This window comes from Nocardia coffeae (assembly GCF_019890715.1).
GTDB classification, from domain to species: domain Bacteria; phylum Actinomycetota; class Actinomycetes; order Mycobacteriales; family Mycobacteriaceae; genus Nocardia; species Nocardia jiangxiensis.
The window spans coordinates 201,429-217,903 of record NZ_JAINZY010000005.1; the positions used below are offsets into that span (position 1 = coordinate 201,429).

Below are 16,475 nucleotides of genomic sequence, written 5' to 3' on the forward strand. Positions count from 1 at the left end.
GTAGCCTGGTCCGATCCGGCAATACGGTGCGTACAGGCGTACCGGGAAAGTGACAGATTCATTCATGTCCGATGACGACGCCGCCACCGACAAGACGACCGGGAAGGCGGAGGAGACGGCCGCGACGGACAAGACCGTCGAGCAGGACGCGCCCGTGAAGGACGAGCCCGCCAAGCACACCGATGCCAAGGACGCCGATGCGACGGTGGCCGACGGCGGGGGTGCGAAAAGCGACGCCGACGAGACGGTGAAGCTGTCGACCGCGTCCGCGCAGGATTCGAAGGACGAGGCCGCCGAGTCGGCGAAGTCCGAGGACGCGACGGTGAAGAAGTCGAGTTCGGACGACGATGCGACCGTGAAGCTGCCTGCCGCGCAGGCCGCCGCGCCCGTCCCGCCGCAGCCGGCCACCGCCGAGAGCAAGAGCAACAACTGGGTGCCGATGGTGGCCGCGTTCGCCGCGGGCGTCGTGGTGGTCGCCGCCGCGGCCGCGGTGGTCGTGTTCTGGAAGCAGGCCAGCGATCGGGGTGACAAGCTCGACGCTCGTGACTCGGCGGTGGCCGCGGCCTGCGACTTCGGTCATCAGGTCGGCACCTACGACGCCAAGAACTTCGACGACTACATCAAGCGGGTGAAGGATCGTTCCGCCGGCGACTGGCTGACCCAGTTCGACGGCGCCTCGACCGCGCTCAAGCAGATCACCCAGCAGGCGCAGGCCCGCTCGACGGTCGGTGAGATCCACTGCGCCTACGAGTCCGGCGATGCGAACAAGGCGTCGGTGGTCATGCTGATCACGCAGAACCAGTCCAAGGCCGCGACCCCCACACCGCAGCCGCTGACCATCGGCGTAGTGGCCTCGCTGGAGAAGCAGAACGGCAAGTGGATGGTCGATAACTTCCAGTCGCCGATGACCAACGATATGCAGGCCGGTACGGCGCAGGCCCCGGGTGCGGAAACCCAGCAGCCGGCGCCGAACAGCGGTACCCAGCCGGGCAACTGAGTTCGGCGACCTCGCGGGGCGCCTGACGGCAGTGGGTTCGTTCCACCACTGCCGCCAGGCTTGCGGGCCGCCGTGGGCACAGTACGGCGGCCGTGCTCAGAACAGCGTCAACGCGTCGGCCTTACGGGTCTTGGCGTGAGCTGATTGTGCAGGTGCGGCAACCTTTTTGGGGCGCGCAGGCACCACCGGAATCGGTTCGGTCGGATCGACCGGCTCGACGACGGGGATGGGTTCGGTCGGATCGGTGGTGGTCGGATCGGGCATCGCCAGGGCCGGCAGATCGGAACTTCCGGTCGCGGCGGCGTCGGGGGCCGCCGCGGCCTGGCGGGCCGCGGCACCGGCGAGCTGATCGGCCTGCTCGTTGAAGTAGTTGCCGACATGTCCACGCACCCAGCGGAAACGCACCGGCCCGGGGCGGCTGGCGATGGCCTGGTCGATGTGCCGGACCAGTTCGACGTTCTTGACCGGGCCGCCGGTGGAGGTGCGCCAGCCGTTCAGCCGCCACCCGGAGATCCACTCGGAGGCGCATTTGATCGCGTACAGCGAATCGCTCTCGATGAACAGCGGTTCCGCGCCCGGATGCGAGACGACCGCCTCGAGCACCGCGCGTAGCTCGGCCACCTGGTTGGTGCCCGATGCGGCACCTCCACTGCCGGAGGTGCCCTGGTGGTTGACCCAGGCCCAGCCGATTGCGCCACCGGGATTGCGGAGGCAGGATCCGTCGGTGCTCACGATGATCATGGCAGGTACCCTACGCAATCCGGCCGACAAGATCTGTACCGTGGAATTCCTCTATAGCTCTTCGCAATTGAGATTCGGTGCGACGCAGTGCCCAGCGCAGGGTCGCCTGCACCGACGGCGCGCCGAGGCGGCCGGGCAGTCGATGCGCCTGGGGGTACTCGATTTCCGAGGTCAGCACGGTGCGACCGTAGCCGAGCGGGTCGAAATGCAGGGTCATCGTGCACCATTCGGCAGGGGTGTGGGCCGGGTCGGAGTCCGCAGGCGCCGCCTTCCCCGAGCGGCGCCTGCGCAGTGTGTATCCGATGACCGCGTTCGGGCGGTACTGCGTGATCTCACACTCGACCGTGGGGTGCCACAGGCCCAGCCGCAGTGTCGCGGCGTAGACGGCTCCGGACCCGTAACCGGCGTCGTCGGCCGGTTCGAAGGTTGCGATGCCGACCATCCACTCCGGCACGAACATCGGAGTGTCCGTATACGTGAACGCGACCTCCACCGGTGCTCCGACGTCGCTCGCGTACTTGATGTGGCCCATAGGCGCTCCCTGTTCCACGGCTGCCGATAAAAATACTACAGACATCCTCTTTATTGAACGGTTATCGGCAGATGGTTCGGAAGTCGGAGCGTGGCGCGGATGTGCTTCGCCCATGATCATGCGACTACCCGAGTGTCGCAACAGGCAACCCCGCACACCCCGACCCGGTCTCGCGGTCATTGTTCATCGTGAAACATCGGTACTTCCCTGCGTTGCGCCGCAGGGTGATTCGGCTGGGAGGGGATTTTCGTACACGGTCCGTTGACCGTACGTGATTGTGCTACTACCGGTTCCGAGCTGGTCGGCTCGTACGATGCTGCCGCCCTGGGATATTCGCCGCCTGTGGTGTGCCGTGGGATTCGGCTACGCGCGGTGCCGGGGGACGCGATCGCCCGATGACGAACTCGCGCTGCTCACGGAAGGTGAAGCGGTAGTGTCGCTTCGACGACCGGCGGGTTCGCTAGGTGGTGGCGAGTTCGTGATCCGGGAGTGTGGATTGCGCCGGGTCCGCAATATCGGCGTCCGGGTCGGGCGCCGGATCGGCGTGACGGGGCGACATCTGGACCGATCGGTTCCCCAGTGAGGGATCGGACACGGCGAGGGTGATCTGACCGTGCCGAACGTCCAGGTCGGTGCGGAGCTGGGTGCTGCCGGGCGCGGTGGCGTCGATCAGCGGGGCGAACAGATTCGTGTCGAGGGTTATCGACAGCGAATCAGGTTGGGGACTGGTCAGATTCGCGCCGATGTAGAGGTCGCCGAGCAGCGGCAGACGGGCACTCGGATCGGCGTCCGCGCGCACGGCTGCGGTGGCCGGGATGCTCGGCAGGGCGGGCGCCGGGACGGCCGCGATGGGCCGGTGGATCTGGACGGCGACGGGCAGCTCGCGAGTCTCCGCGATGAATCGCACTGCGGCGGTGGACGTTCGTGGAACGTCCGGTTCGGTCGAAGGCTGCGGCAGCGGCGGAATCGGTTCGGCCGCACCGACTTCCGGTTGCGGGGTTCCAGCGGCCTCGTGCTGATCGGCGCCCATCTGGTTGACGACGTACGTTCCGGCCGCCACGGTGAATCCGATGCTGGCCATACCGGCGAGCACGACGGCGGTGTGCCGGAGGATCTGCGATGTCACGGTGCGTACCTCTCCCTGTCCCTGGTCCTCCCCTGCCGCGCCGACCCGCACCGTTGAAAGTCGTACGCTTGTCCAGGTTACTGCGTGGTGAGTTACCGATTCGGGACGCGGAGGTGAAGATCACAGGTCGTGAAGTCCGGGAGAATGTCTCGCCGCGACGTTTCCGGGCGGGATCGAACGGGTAATCAGGAAATCAGCTGGCGAGCGTCCGCTTGGACTGCCAACACAGAGACCTCCGGCCAACGGCGTCCGGTCGGGCATCAGCCACGGCGATCCTCGAGTTGGCGCTCGCCCGCTCCATCGGCCGCCGCACCAGCGGTCCTCACCGATTCAGGCGAATTGTCCCGCCGCACGTCCCGAGCCCGCGGGCCCCGCGAATGCCTGTGCGATCGTGAGCCATTCCCGCGCATCCGCACCGCTCGCCTCGAGCGCCAGATCGTCCAGATGCCGCCGCTGCGTCACCCGCAGACAGAAATCCACCGCCGGTCCCGTGACGCGCTGGCTCGCCGATTCGGGCCCCCAGCTCCACACCGTGCCGTCGGGTGCGGTCAGCTCGACGCGGAACTCCTCGGCGGGAACGGGCCGGTCGTGCACCGCGTACGCGAAATTCCTGGTGCGCACGCCGATATGGGCGATGGTGCGCAGTCGTGCGGTCGGGGTGCGGGTCACACCGAGCGCATCGGCGACGTCCTGTCCGTGTGCCCAGGTCTCCATCAGTCGTGCGGTGACCATCGACGCCGGGCTCATCGGCGGCCCGAACCAGCTCAGCTTCGTCCCCGCGGGCACCGCGAGCAGGGCCTCGGCCAGAGCGGCGCGACCGCGCCGCCAGCGTTCGAGCAGCTCTCCCGGCGGGGTCGTAGCGGCCTCGGCCGCGGCTTCGTCGACGAAGGTCGCCGCGCGCGGCAGCGCCGCCCGGACCAGTTCGGCGAATGCCGCGTCATCGGTCGCGGACAGGGTGGCGACGTCGTCGGTCCAGGTCAGATGGGCAATCTGATGGGAGATGGTCCAGCCGGGCGCGGGTGTGGCGCGGGACCACTCCGCCGCGGGCAGCGGTCCGAGGATCCGGTCCAGATCGGCGCATTCCGCCGCGAAATCCTCCAGCAGTGCTGCCACGTCCACCATGCGGTTCAGCATGGCAAACAACCTCGGAAAAATGCAAGCATGCGTGCTTGTTATCGACCGACAGGAGCCCGTCGGCGACGAAACGGTTCGGGCTACCAGCCGAACAACACCATGTGCACCGCGCCAACGACCAGCCCCAGCGCCGCACCGTGCAGATACAGCAGCCAGGCGTCCTGCTCGACCGAGGCGTAGAACATCTCCATGAACTCACCCGGGGTGAGCTGCTGCAGTTTGCGCGCGGCGAAATCGTCGATCTTCTTCGCCTGCTCCAGCGCGAACTCCTCGTCCGCCACCAGTGTCGGGGCCAGGCCCACCGCCGCGCCGGCCGCGCCCACCTTCAGATTGTCGAACTGCCTGCGGCCGAACGCGACTCGCACCATGCCGGTGGTCGGACCGAGCTGCCGGTGGATCTCCTCGGAGATCAGCGCCTGGACGATCTGATACGTCTTGTCACCGTTCGGCCCGGCGAGCAGTTCGTTGGCCAGATTCGGCAGCGTGAGCACCTGATAGGCGAGAATGTGCGCCAGATCGCCCGCGGCCTGCGGCTGCCGCTTGGCCAGCAGCGCCTGCTTCCACAGATATCGGTAGCGCGGCTGTGGATCGCCCGGTTCGAACACCATCTTGATCGCGATGACGTTCACCAGCACACCGATCGCCGCCGTCACGGCCAGGATGATCAACCAGCCCGGGATCAGGTTCAGCACCGGAGTGTTGTCGTGCACATACATGCCCAGCGCCAGCAGGAGTCCGAACGGCGCGCCCAGCAGGCCGATGCGCACCATGAACTTCAGCTCCGGCGCGGCGATCGTGGTGGTCAGATCCTTGAGGATGTGCGGATTCTCGCGCAGGTAGCGGATGACGAAGATCTTGATATCGATCAGCTGATCGACATTGTCCCCGAGCTGCTCGAACGCACGGCGGCACATCGTGGGCAGCTCCCGCTCCACCCGCTGATACAGCAGCTGGCGAGCCGCGCGCGGGACCGCCCGCCACAGTTCCGGATTCTCCCGCTGCATGACGCTGTCGACCAGTTCGGGCAGCTGCGGGCGGGCGACCTCGGCGATGTAGTCCGCGATGCCCTGCAGATCCAGTTCGTGGATGAAGTCCCGGGGACTGCCGATCCGCATGATCGCCATATCCACGCAGATACTGGCCATCTTCTCCGCGCGGGCGGGGATGAATCCCTGGAAGCCGATCCGGCTGCCGTCGCCGGAGAACGTCGGCAGCACCTGCACCCGGCGCGGGAAGTACGGGTAGAGCACCTTGAGGCCCGGCACGCGAATACCGCGGAACTGCAACGGCCAGAACAACATCAGCACGCCGGTCCAGTTGGTGAGCCAGCCCGCGACGCCACTGAAGATCGAGAAGCTGACCAGATCGACGACCAGTTTGGACTGGTGGGTCAGGTTCTCCCAGTCGATGAACACCCCGCTGCCGAGTGACGTCATCGTCTGGGGCCCCCTTGTGCGGTACCGGTGCTGATATCTCGAGGCACCAACCCTCTCATACTAGGAATATCAGGGATTCAGCACGATCCGGATGGGGTTGCCCTGTTTGGACTCCAGTGCGGCCACTGCCTTCGGGGCATCGGCCAGCGGCAGTACGGCGCTGACCGACCGGGCGAAGTCCACCCGGTGCAGGCGCTGGAGTTTGACCAGTTCGGTGACGTGTTCGGGGGTCGAGCCGTAGTGTCCGCGCAACTGCTGCCCGAAGAAACTGAACGCGGTGCCGCCGGTGATGGTGATCGGTTTGTCGGTCAGCCCGACCAGCACCAGGCGCCCACCTGGTCCGAGGCAGATGATCGCCTGTTCGCGGACCGCGGCGACGCCGGCGAAGTCGAAGGCCGCGGCCAGTCCGGTACCGCTCGTCGCGGCGAACACCTGGCTGCGCAGGTCGGGATCGGCCGAGTCCAGGGCCAGGTCAGCGCCGAATTCGAGGGCGCGTTCCCGTGCGGCGGGCAGCGGGTCGATCGCGATGATCGGCGCGGCGCCCATCAGCCGCAGCAGTTGTACGCCGTGTGCGCCCAGGCCGCCCACACCCCAGACGCCGACCGGTTCGGCCGGGCGCACCTGTGCGGTCGCGGTGATCGCAGCCCACGGTGTGGACACCGCGTCCGGGATGAAACAGGCCTGCTCGAAGGGCAGATCGTCGGGAATCGGGACCAGGGTGTCGACGCGGGCGAGGGTGTATTCGGCCCAGCCGCCGTCGTAGTCGACGCCGCGGGTGAACACCGCGCCGTTGCGCTGTTCACCGGCCTGTAGCAGCACCCGGTCGCCCACCTTCGCCGCGGTCACCCCCGGGCCCAGCGTGTGCACCGTCCCGGCGACCTCGTGTCCCAGGGTGACCACGTCACCGTCCAGGAACAGCGGGGTCAGGGTGCCGTCGATGAGATGGACGTCGGACAGGCACACCCCCGCCGCGGCCACTTCGATCAGTACTTGATCCGGGCCCGGTTCGGGAACGGGCACCTCGTCGAGTGACAGATGACGTTCGGGTCCCAGATGCAGTCGCGCTGCCAGCATCGTCCACTCCTCGCGGGTCGGTTGTCGGTGGTGCGCTCGGCCTCAGCCGGTTCCGTGATCGATGGCGGGCCCGGCGGATCCTCCGAGTATCGCACCGTCGGTACCGGTCAGTCGGGCATCCACGATCTGCACCCAATCCAGTAGTTCGTGTCGGCGCAACACCGCGATCCGGTGCGGCAGACGCAGTGCGCGCCGGGCCTGCCGTCTGCTGCGGCGGGAGATCAGCGTGTTCAGTTCGCCGGGCGGGGCGAGATGCTGTGCGACCGCCCAGTCGACCACCGATCGGAACCAGCGCGTCTCGATGCGGACCACCCACAGGTAGACCGCGATGAATACGACGACGTACAGCATGGTCCGGCGTACGACGCTGCCGAATCCGGTACTGCCCGACATCGGCGCGTCCCAGCCGAAATGCATTGCGGCGCCGAGCAGATAGAACACCGCCAGGGCCGCCGCCCGCCGCCCGCGCGACCAGCCCGACGCACCGACCGCGGTGACGATGCCGATGCCGGCGATCCCGGTGAGCATCCAGTGCGAGGTGACGCCGGTCAGCAGCCGCAGAATCGCCACCAGCAGCGCGGTGCCGAGATCGCCCTGCGCGGACTGCAATCCGGCATTGGCCTGGTAGGTGGCATCCTCGGTGAGCTGGAATCCGAGTCCGGTGAATCCGCCGAGCAGCAGCCCGTGCATGGGTCTGCTCAGCTGCGACCGGAACAGCCAGGCGACCGCCAGAACCCCGGTGCCCTTGATGCCCTCCTCGATGATCGAGGCCGAGATCGGGGCCTGCCAGTCCACCGCGAACGCGTCACCGGCGAGATTCGCGATGGCGTGAATGACGTTGTCGTTGCCGAAGATCGCGATCCCGGGCCCGGCCAGGGCGCCCCACACGAAGCCCATCGCGAGCGCGACGCGAATCCGCACATGGTCGCGGAACAGGTCCAGCCACACCAGGAGTGCGGCGACCACCAGCAGCGTCACGACCATGAACGGCAGCCCGACCAGGATGCCGGACCAGGTGAGCAGCGCGGCCGGGAGCAGTTGCAGCACCAGTGCGATCGATCCGCCCAGGCAGATCAGGCAGTACGTCCACCACAGCGCCGAACGCGGCCGGAACCAGCTCATGACGTGACCCGCAGCGTGTACACGATCGGCTGGAGATCGGCGTCGATATCGGTCCCGCTGAGCAGCATCGATACCGCGAGATTGTGATTGCCGAGAATCGCGCACACGCCCGCCCGCGTCTCGCCCCGGCAGGTCGGTCCGGTGAATCCGTACGTGTTGGCGACCTTGCCGCCGTCCTCGCGGACCGGAAATGCCTGTGCCCCCAGCACTTTTCGCCGCCACTGGGCCGCGGAGTCGAAATCGGTGACCCCGTTGACGACGCTCACCAGCAGGATCCGCCCGTTCGGGCCGTCCAGGACCGCGGTCGTGCGGTCGCCGGTCGGCCGTTGACGCCAGCCGTCCACGCCGGCGAACTCGATCGTGTCGGGTGCTGAACCCGGTGCGGTGAGGCGGATCGTCGCGCCGTGACTCACCGGCGTCTCGCGCGTGGGCACCAGCGCTGTCAACGCCGCGGGCACCACGAGCAGCGCCGCCACGATTCCCATGATCACCCCGGCCCGTCGCCAGTCCCGTCCTGTGCCCACACGCCCGCTCCTCTCGGCACACCCACCGTCCCGGCGACCGGCACCGCTAGCCAACGATAGAAGTACATACGCGAGGCGACCAGGAGCAACACGACATGCGGTCCGGCTCGGATCCCGTTCACCTCCCCCGGATCGCGCGCATCGATCCCGGTGGGCCGGTGCTGAGAGAGCCGGATCGGCGGGGATATTCGTGCGGCGGCGCGGTCAGTCGTGCGGCCAGTGCGACAGCGTGTGATGCAGCGCTTCGACGATATGTGGCCAGGAATCCGCGGCGGGACGGGAGTGCGCGAATCCGCCGGACGCCTCGAGCGTGGCGAAGCCGTGAAAAGTGCTGCGCAACAAGCGAGCCGCGTCCAGTCCCGCGGTCTCGTCCAGGTCGTAACCGCGCAGCACCGCCGCGGTGAGTTCGATACTGCGCAGCAGTGCGGGGTCCTCGCCCACCTCGGCCGGATCCATCCGAATCTGTGTTGCCGCATAACGTTCCGGATGATCGAGCACGTAGGACCGGTACGCGTCCGCGAAGGCGACGAGCGCGTCCCGCCCGGAGCGTCCCGCGACCGCCGCCCCGATCCGCTCGTTCAACTCCGCACTGGCCAACAGCGCCACCCGAACCCGCAGATCGTGCAGATTGCGCACGTGGACATACAAACTCGGATCCTTCACCCCGAATTTCCGCGCGACCGCCGAGAGCGTGAGCTTCTCGAAGCCGATCTCATCGGCGAGTTCGGCCGCGCCACGCACCACGCGCTCTGTCGTCAGGCCGGATCGTGGGGACATACCCCCAACCTAACGTCCGGAACCCGGGTCGTGATTTCCCGCCCTGAACTGCTCACAACCGTGCACCGCTGATCTCGGTGGCGACCAATTGTCCTGACGGCCAGGTGTTGTCGCATTAGGATCCAGATCAGCAGGGGCATTCGACGGGGGGCGAGGGTGGCAGATTCCGACAAAGTCGTCCCGGCGCGGCGGCGGGTTGTGCGGGTGAGCTCCGGTGTGGATCGAGGTCGTGGATCGAAAATTACGACTGGACGCGACCGCTCGAGCACGCCGGATGCCCAACCTCCGCGCACATGGTCCGCCAGGGTGGGGAAGGGGGTGAAAATGGTCAGCGTCGTGCTGGCGACGCTGGGCGTGTGGCAGTTCGCCGGACCCATGATCACCGATGCGATTCGAGATCGCCTGTCCGATCCGGTGAGTATCTCTACGGAGTGGCCGGATCAGTTCGGCGAGAACTACTCGTGGGCGCTTCGGAACAATGTCGACATCCCCGGTTCGAACATGTCTCCGCCCAGCAACTTCTTCGGAGTTTCGCCGAGGCGGTTCGATGCGGTCAAAGTCGAGGAACAGGGTGTCAAGATCACCGTCGTCGGCGGACATTCCAAACCGGTGATCATCACCAACCTCAAAGCTCGAATATTCAGTACTGCTCCGCCGGTTTCCGGAACGTTGCTGTATGCCATTCCGCAGGGTAGTTCTCCTTTGCTGCGGGTGGGGATCGATCTGAATGATCTGAATCCCAGTGCCCGATCGATCAACGAACGCGGTCAGTTGGCGGACAGGTATTTCGAAGGTAATTCGATCACGTTGAATCGCGGCGAGACGCAGTCCATCAGCGTGGATGTCCGTGCGAGTCGCACAACGTTCACCTGGGATCTCCAGATGGATATCCTCGATGGCGGCAAATCGAAGACCATAACCATCGATATGGCAGGTCATCCGGTCGAACTGACCGGATGTGCTCCGTCGTACGGTCGCGTTTATCTGAACTATAGTTCGGAGTGGAAGCTGGGCGGCGATGCGTCCATGTGCCCGAAGCCGAGATCCGGAATATGAATATCAAGATATTCGGATCGACGCGGAGAGAGATCGCCGCTGCCATGGTGATCGGTCTCGCGATCGGCGTCGGTTTCTACTGGCACAGCTCGTCCGAGTCGACCACTCCGGTGGATGTCAACAGTTTCGCGACAATGAGCCGAGCGCTGCCGGATGCTGCCGCTGGTTCCATAGTCAAGGTCGTGACAGGCGATGAAGACAAGGCGCGGTCCGTCGAGGTGCTTCCTCCGGCCGGCTGTCTTCCCGGCGATATCGCGAATGTGGTTCCGCTTGCCGCTCGGGCGACGAGCACCTACACCATCGAAGATGGCGTGCAGGTCGCCGCGACTCTCGGTCGGTTCGCAAATTCTGATGTGGGGCGAGCCGAGGTGATGCTCGATGGCATGCGTGCATACTGTAGGGACTCGAGCACGATATCGGGTAGTCGCGATATCCGAACCCGGGTCGCCGGACCGTCGTTCGGGAAAGTTTCCGTGAAATACCGAATAACATCGGCCGATGTCACATCCTCGGGAGCCTCCGCCGGCAAATTCTATCCTTCAGGTGTTGATCTGTATGTGCTCTCCGGTCCATGGATACTGCACCTGCAATCGAACAGCATCGAGTCCGGCAGCTTCATCGATCTAGCCGGCCAATTGACGAATTATATTGATGCACGCCTCGGATCCGGGTTAGGTACGAGAGTATCGATGCTGCCCCCCGGCACGGATATCGCATGCAGGGATGTGACCGATACGCCGGATCTCACTCTCCACTACGAGATGGTTTCGATACACGATGCGGCCTGTCGGCAGGATATGGCTGATCTGTCCATGCAGGTGGACGTTGCCTTCACCAGCGACGACGGCCGACTGCACGAGCCCGGTGAGCTGGCTGGACTACTGGCGGGTTCGGGGTCGTCGGAAGCCGTATCGAGGGATATCGTCAGTGCACTGGAAAAGCCGCTCGGTAGGATCGGTGATTCGCTCGCGGCCTCAGCGGGTGTTGTGTCATTGATTTTCAAGAAAGCGCGGCTGTCCGGAATCTATCTGCAGTGCGGGAACGCTTCTTCGTGTCGGCCGGTCGAAACGGATACGACCGGAATCGATTGGCGCAAGATCATTGTCGATCACGAATGCGATCGGGCGGGACTCGGGATCCAGATCGATGCGGCGGTATCCACATCGGCATCGGATCGAGCACCCGCGACGAGTGTGGTCGCCGCGGCCTGCAGCGGACCTACTTCGAGCTGGCCGGACACCGTGTACGTATTCGACGACGCGGATCCGGCGCATCCTCGCCGGTTGGGGGTTCTTCTCGGTCCTGACGACGGACCAGGGTCGATGGGATTGCGGGTAGCGTCCATCGCAGTTCGGGCAGACACGATTCAGATCGCCTCCCGGGCATTCGGTGACCAGGATGCGATGTGCTGTCCCTCTCTCCGAGTCTTCGACACCTTCTCGTGGAGTGGTGGAAATTGGGTGCGCACATCACATCAGGTGAGCTGACCGGGCGTTGACCCGATATCTCCGGCGTGGCTCACGTGGTTGTCGCGCGCTGTTCCGGGACGTCGGTGAGGCCGGTCCGCACGGCTCGGATGTTCGAATCGGAACAATCTCCGACCGATCGTTGTTGAGCGCAGTAAGCTCAACTTTGGGTTGTGTCCGTGTTCGCGAGCAGTGAACGCGAGAACGGAACAGAACCGGAAGACTCGGGGTTGAGTAGGTATCGCTCAACTTTGGAAAGGGTCGAACGTGACTACACCACAGAATTTGCCGGTGCTGTTCCTCACCGATCCGATCGTGCTGCCGGGCATGGTGGTGCCCATCGAGCTCGACGAGTCGGCGCAGGCCGCCATCGATGCCGCTCGGGCAGCGGGCCGCGACGCCGTGCTGCTCGCGCCCCGCCTGGCCGAGGGCTACGCGTCCTTCGGCGTGGTGGCGACGATCGAGCAGGTCGGACGGATGCGCGGCGGCGCACCGGCGGCCGTCCTGAAGGCCGAGCGGCGCGCGAAGATCGGCCACGGGGTGACCGGGCCGGGTGCGGCGCTGTGGGTCGAGGCCGAACCGGTCGAGATCCCCGAGGCCGACGGCCGCACCAAGGAACTCGCCGCCGAATACAAGAAGCTGGTCGTCTCGGTACTGCAGCGTCGCGAGGCGTGGCAGGTGATCGACGCGGTGAACCGGCTGACCGATCCCTCCGCGCTGGCCGACTCGGCCGGGTACGCGCCGTACCTGACCGACGAACAGAAGCGCGAGATACTCGAAACTCCGGACGTGACAACACGTCTCACCACGCTGATCGGCTGGACCAAGGACCACATCGCCGAGGCGGAGGTCGCGGAGAAGATCAGTGAAGATGTGCGCGAGGGAATGGAGAAGTCCCAGCGCGAATTCCTGCTTCGCCAGCAGCTCAACGCGATTCGCAAGGAGCTTGGCGAGGGTGAGCCCGACGGCGCGGACGACTACCGCACCCGCGTGGAGAACGCGGATCTGCCCGAGACGGTCCGCACCGCCGCGCTGCGCGAGGTCGACCGGCTCGAACGCGGCAGCGATCAGAGCCCGGAGGCGGGCTGGATCCGCACCTGGCTGGACACCGTGCTGGAACTGCCGTGGACGGTGAAAACCACCGATTCGACGGATGTTTCGGCCGCGCGCGACGTTCTCGACGCCGATCACCACGGCCTCGAAGAGGTGAAGGACCGCATGGTCGAGTACCTGGCGGTGCGGGCGCGGCGAGCCGCGCGCGGACTGGAGGTGGTCGGCGGACGCGGCTCCGGCGCGGTGCTGGTGCTGGTCGGCCCTCCGGGTGTCGGCAAGACCTCGCTCGGTGAGAGTGTGGCGCGGGCGCTGGGCCGCAAGTTCGTTCGCGTCGCCCTGGGCGGCGTGCGCGACGAGGCGGAGATCCGCGGTCACCGGCGTACCTACGTCGGCGCGCTGCCCGGCCGGGTCGTGCGCGCGATCAACGAGGCGGGATCGATGAATCCCGTTGTGCTGCTGGACGAGATCGACAAGGTGGGCTCCGACTTCCGCGGTGATCCGGCCGCGGCGCTGCTCGAGGTGCTGGATCCGGCGCAGAACCACACGTTCCGCGACCACTACCTGGATCTGGATCTGGACCTGTCCGACGTGCTGTTCATCGCGACCGCGAACGTCATGGACACGATCCCGGGCCCGCTGCTGGACCGCATGGAGCTGATCACGGTCGATGGCTACACCGAGGACGACAAGGTAGCCATCGCCCGCGACTTCCTGATCCCGCGTCAGCTCGAGCGCAATGCGCTGACCGCACAGGAGGTTTCGATCACCGACGAGGCGTTGCGCGAGATCGCCGCGAACTACACCCGCGAGGCCGGGGTGCGGCAGATGGAACGTCTGATCGCCAAGGCGCTGCGCAAGGCCGCGACCGAACTGTCCCGGTCGGCGGACTTGGCGGGAGCCGAAAGTCTGGTCGAGAAGGGCGAATTCGTGCCGGAGAGCCTCGGGTACGACAAGGACCTGGGCTACGAGGCCGAATCCGATTCGGCCGCAGTTCATTCCGACGCGTTGGTGATCGGGCTCGGTGACCTGAAGGACTACCTGGGCCGTCCGCGCTTCACCCCCGACGGGGTGGAACGCACCGCGGTCCCCGGTGTCGCGACGGGTCTGGCCGTGACCGGTGCGGGCGGCGACGTCCTCTACATCGAGGCCAATGCCGCCGAGGGCGAGCGTTCGCTGACCCTGACCGGTCAGCTGGGCGATGTGATGAAGGAATCCGCGCAGATCGCGCTGACCTACGTCCGCTCGCACCTCGAGGAGATCGGGATAGAGCCCGCGGTGCTGGATCGCAACATCCACATCCACTTCCCGGCGGGCGCGGTGCCCAAGGACGGCCCGTCCGCGGGTGTCACCATGGTGACCGCGCTGGTGTCCCTCGCGCTGGACCGGCAGGTCCGCTCGGATGTCGGCATGACCGGCGAGGTCACGCTGAACGGCCGGGTGCTGCCGATCGGCGGGGTGAAGCAGAAGCTGCTCGCCGCCCAGCGTGCGGGACTGAAGACGGTGTTCATCCCGGCCCGCAACGAGCCGGATCTGGACGACGTCCCCTCCGAGGTGCTGGCCGCACTGGACGTGCGTCCGGTGGCCGATGTGGCCGAGATCCTGGCCTACGCGATCGAGCCGGTCGCCGAACCGGCCTACCAGGCGCTGGCCGCTTCGGCCTGATCGGTGACCCCGAGGGGCCGTGCGCACTTCTCCGGAAGTCGCACGGCCCCTTCGCCATGTGACCGCGGTGCAAGGTCCGTGCAAGCAGGGGCGCACACGATCGCCGTATGAATACTGCACAGCATGTTCCGGTTCTGATCGCCGGGGGCGGCATGGTCGGCCTCTCGGCCGCGTTGCTCCTGGAATATCACGGTGTCCCCTATGTTCTCGTCGAACGCCGTACGGCGATGTCGGTGCTGCCGCGTTCGCGCGGATTGCACACCCGATCCGCGGAGATCTACCGGCAGATCGGCGCGGGACCGCGCCTGGAACAGGTCGCCGCGACCGCCCTGGCCAAGGGGCAGTTCGGTGGGGCCTGGCAAGGGTCGGTGCTGACCGACGCCCAGCCGCTGGACATCTCGCGAGTCGCCGCGGCGATGGCCGCCGCCGATCCGAGTCCGTCGCGTTTCCTGTTCCTGCCGCAGGTGCTGCTGGAACCGGTGTTGGCGGATCTGGCCCGCAATCGCGGCGGTGACCTGCGATTCGGTGTGGAACTCACCGAATTCCGGGACGACGGGGACGGCGTTTCGGCGGAACTGCGTGCGGCCGACGGGGTATCGACGACGTTGCGGGCCGACTATCTGATCGCCGCGGACGGCGCGGGCAGCACCGTACGTCGCGCGCTGGGCATCGGCGGTTGGGAACTGCCGCCGACGCATCACCTGATCAACGTGTTCGCCCGCACCGATCTGACCGGCATCCTGCACGGACAGAGTTTCAGCCAGTGCGAGATCACCGGCGAACGGGTGCGGGGGCTGGTGCTGTCGAAGAACAACACCGACGAGTGGTCCTTCCACATCGAATACGATCCGAACGCCGAGACGCTCGCGGACTATCCGGAGCAGCGCTGTGTCGAGCTGATCCGCGAGATGGTCGGCGTACCGGAGCTCGAGGTCGAGGTGCTCGCCCGGAGCGCTTGGGACACCGGTGTTTTCGTGGCCGACGACTATCGGCGCGGCCGGGTGTTCCTGGCCGGTGACGCGGCTCATCGCCATGCGCCCTGGGGTGGTTTCAACGGCAATACCGGAATCGCCGACGCGCACAATCTGACCTGGAAGCTGGCGGCCGTGCTGTCCGGCGTGGCCGGTCCGGCGCTGCTGGATTCCTATGTGGCAGAACGTCGCCCGCGAGCGCTGGTCGCGGCCGAGCAGGCCCGGCTGGGCACCGATTTCCGGACGCGCTACGGCATCGAAACCCCCGACAACGCCGAGGATCTGGCGAAACGCCTCGACATCGGCGAGGTGATGGTGCGGTACCGCTACTCCTCGACCGCCGTCGCCGCCGAGTCCACCGCACCGCTGCACGTGGGCGAGCTGAAGGGACAGAACGGAACTCGCATCCCGCACCTGTGGATCGACGCCGCCGAAACCGTCTCGACCCTGGATCTGTGCGGACCCGGCTTCGCCCTGCTCGTCGCGGGAACCTCCGCCCCCTGGCGAGATGCTGCCGCCCGAGCCCAGCGAGACACCGGAACAGAACTCGCCGTGCACGCTCTCCCCCAGGACCAGTGGACCGCCCGCACCGACCTGCCGCCGGGCGGCGCACTCCTGGTCCGGCCCGATATGCACGTCGCCGCCCGCTCCGGCACCGGTCTCACTCCGGCGACACTCACCGACATGCTCCGTGCGATCACCGGCCTCCCCGCGAAAGCCGATGCAGCAGTGAATGTTCCGGTGCAGTCTGTCTGACCGGACCACGGTCTCTTCGGTCGGCCGACCCGAATCCGAGTTGTGACG

General features: G+C 66.5%; 14 protein-coding genes. 5 read left to right on the forward strand and 9 right to left on the reverse strand.

Annotated features, from left to right (window positions below):
• Positions 1–64 precede the first annotated feature (64 nt).
• Positions 65–997: a hypothetical protein gene (locus tag K7711_RS20580; RefSeq protein WP_222971051.1), complete on the forward strand. Its 933-nt coding sequence runs from the start codon at positions 65–67 to the stop codon at positions 995–997.
• Positions 998–1,093: 96 nt separating this feature from the next.
• Here K7711_RS20580 and K7711_RS20585 read toward each other — a convergent pair whose 3' ends face one another.
• From K7711_RS20585 to K7711_RS20625, 9 genes are all read right to left on the reverse strand, one after another.
• On the reverse strand, positions 1,094–1,738 hold the full coding sequence (locus tag K7711_RS20585) for a ribonuclease H family protein (protein WP_222971052.1): 645 nt from the start codon (positions 1,736–1,738) through the stop codon (positions 1,094–1,096).
• A 10-nt stretch (positions 1,739–1,748) separates the two neighbouring features.
• Positions 1,749–2,270, reverse strand: coding sequence for an SRPBCC family protein (locus tag K7711_RS20590; protein ID WP_222971053.1), 522 nt, complete (start codon positions 2,268–2,270; stop codon positions 1,749–1,751).
• A gap of 460 nt (positions 2,271–2,730) precedes the next feature.
• The gene (locus K7711_RS20595; RefSeq protein WP_222971054.1) at positions 2,731–3,396 is read right to left on the reverse strand and encodes a hypothetical protein; all 666 of its coding nucleotides are present in this window, start codon (positions 3,394–3,396) and stop codon (positions 2,731–2,733) included.
• Between the two features lie 330 nt (positions 3,397–3,726).
• Positions 3,727–4,518, reverse strand: coding sequence for a TIGR03084 family metal-binding protein (locus K7711_RS20600; protein ID WP_222971303.1), 792 nt, complete (start codon positions 4,516–4,518; stop codon positions 3,727–3,729).
• A gap of 92 nt (positions 4,519–4,610) precedes the next feature.
• Positions 4,611–5,966, reverse strand: a complete 1,356-nt coding sequence (locus K7711_RS20605; protein WP_222971055.1) for a DUF445 domain-containing protein — start codon at positions 5,964–5,966, stop codon at positions 4,611–4,613.
• A gap of 69 nt (positions 5,967–6,035) precedes the next feature.
• Positions 6,036–7,040, reverse strand: coding sequence for a zinc-binding dehydrogenase (locus tag K7711_RS20610; RefSeq protein WP_222971056.1), 1,005 nt, complete (start codon positions 7,038–7,040; stop codon positions 6,036–6,038).
• 42 nt (positions 7,041–7,082) lie between these two features.
• The gene (locus K7711_RS20615) at positions 7,083–8,162 is read right to left on the reverse strand and encodes a PrsW family intramembrane metalloprotease (RefSeq protein WP_222971057.1); all 1,080 of its coding nucleotides are present in this window, start codon (positions 8,160–8,162) and stop codon (positions 7,083–7,085) included.
• On the reverse strand, positions 8,159–8,686 hold the full coding sequence (locus tag K7711_RS20620) for a hypothetical protein (RefSeq protein WP_222971058.1): 528 nt from the start codon (positions 8,684–8,686) through the stop codon (positions 8,159–8,161). Before K7711_RS20620 ends, K7711_RS20615 begins: the two co-directional genes overlap by 4 nt.
• Positions 8,687–8,890: 204 nt before the next feature.
• Positions 8,891–9,463 (reverse strand): TetR/AcrR family transcriptional regulator, encoded by a 573-nt coding sequence (locus tag K7711_RS20625; RefSeq protein ID WP_222971059.1) that lies wholly within the window; start codon positions 9,461–9,463, stop codon positions 8,891–8,893.
• Positions 9,464–9,838: 375 nt separating this feature from the next.
• On the opposite strand from K7711_RS20625, the gene K7711_RS20630 reads away from it, so the two are divergent.
• From K7711_RS20630 to K7711_RS20645, 4 genes are all read left to right on the forward strand, one after another.
• Positions 9,839–10,519: a hypothetical protein gene (locus K7711_RS20630; RefSeq protein WP_222971060.1), complete on the forward strand. Its 681-nt coding sequence runs from the start codon at positions 9,839–9,841 to the stop codon at positions 10,517–10,519.
• A complete protein-coding gene (locus K7711_RS20635) occupies positions 10,516–12,006 on the forward strand; it encodes an LppP/LprE family lipoprotein (protein WP_222971061.1) in 1,491 nt (496 codons plus the stop codon). Before K7711_RS20630 ends, K7711_RS20635 begins: the two co-directional genes overlap by 4 nt.
• Before the next feature lie 306 nt (positions 12,007–12,312).
• The gene (lon, locus tag K7711_RS20640) at positions 12,313–14,700 is read left to right on the forward strand and encodes an endopeptidase La (protein ID WP_235747567.1); all 2,388 of its coding nucleotides are present in this window, start codon (positions 12,313–12,315) and stop codon (positions 14,698–14,700) included.
• 107 nt (positions 14,701–14,807) lie between these two features.
• A complete protein-coding gene (locus K7711_RS20645; RefSeq protein ID WP_222971062.1) occupies positions 14,808–16,427 on the forward strand; it encodes an FAD-dependent monooxygenase in 1,620 nt (539 codons plus the stop codon).
• The last annotated feature ends 48 nt before the right edge of the window (positions 16,428–16,475 follow it).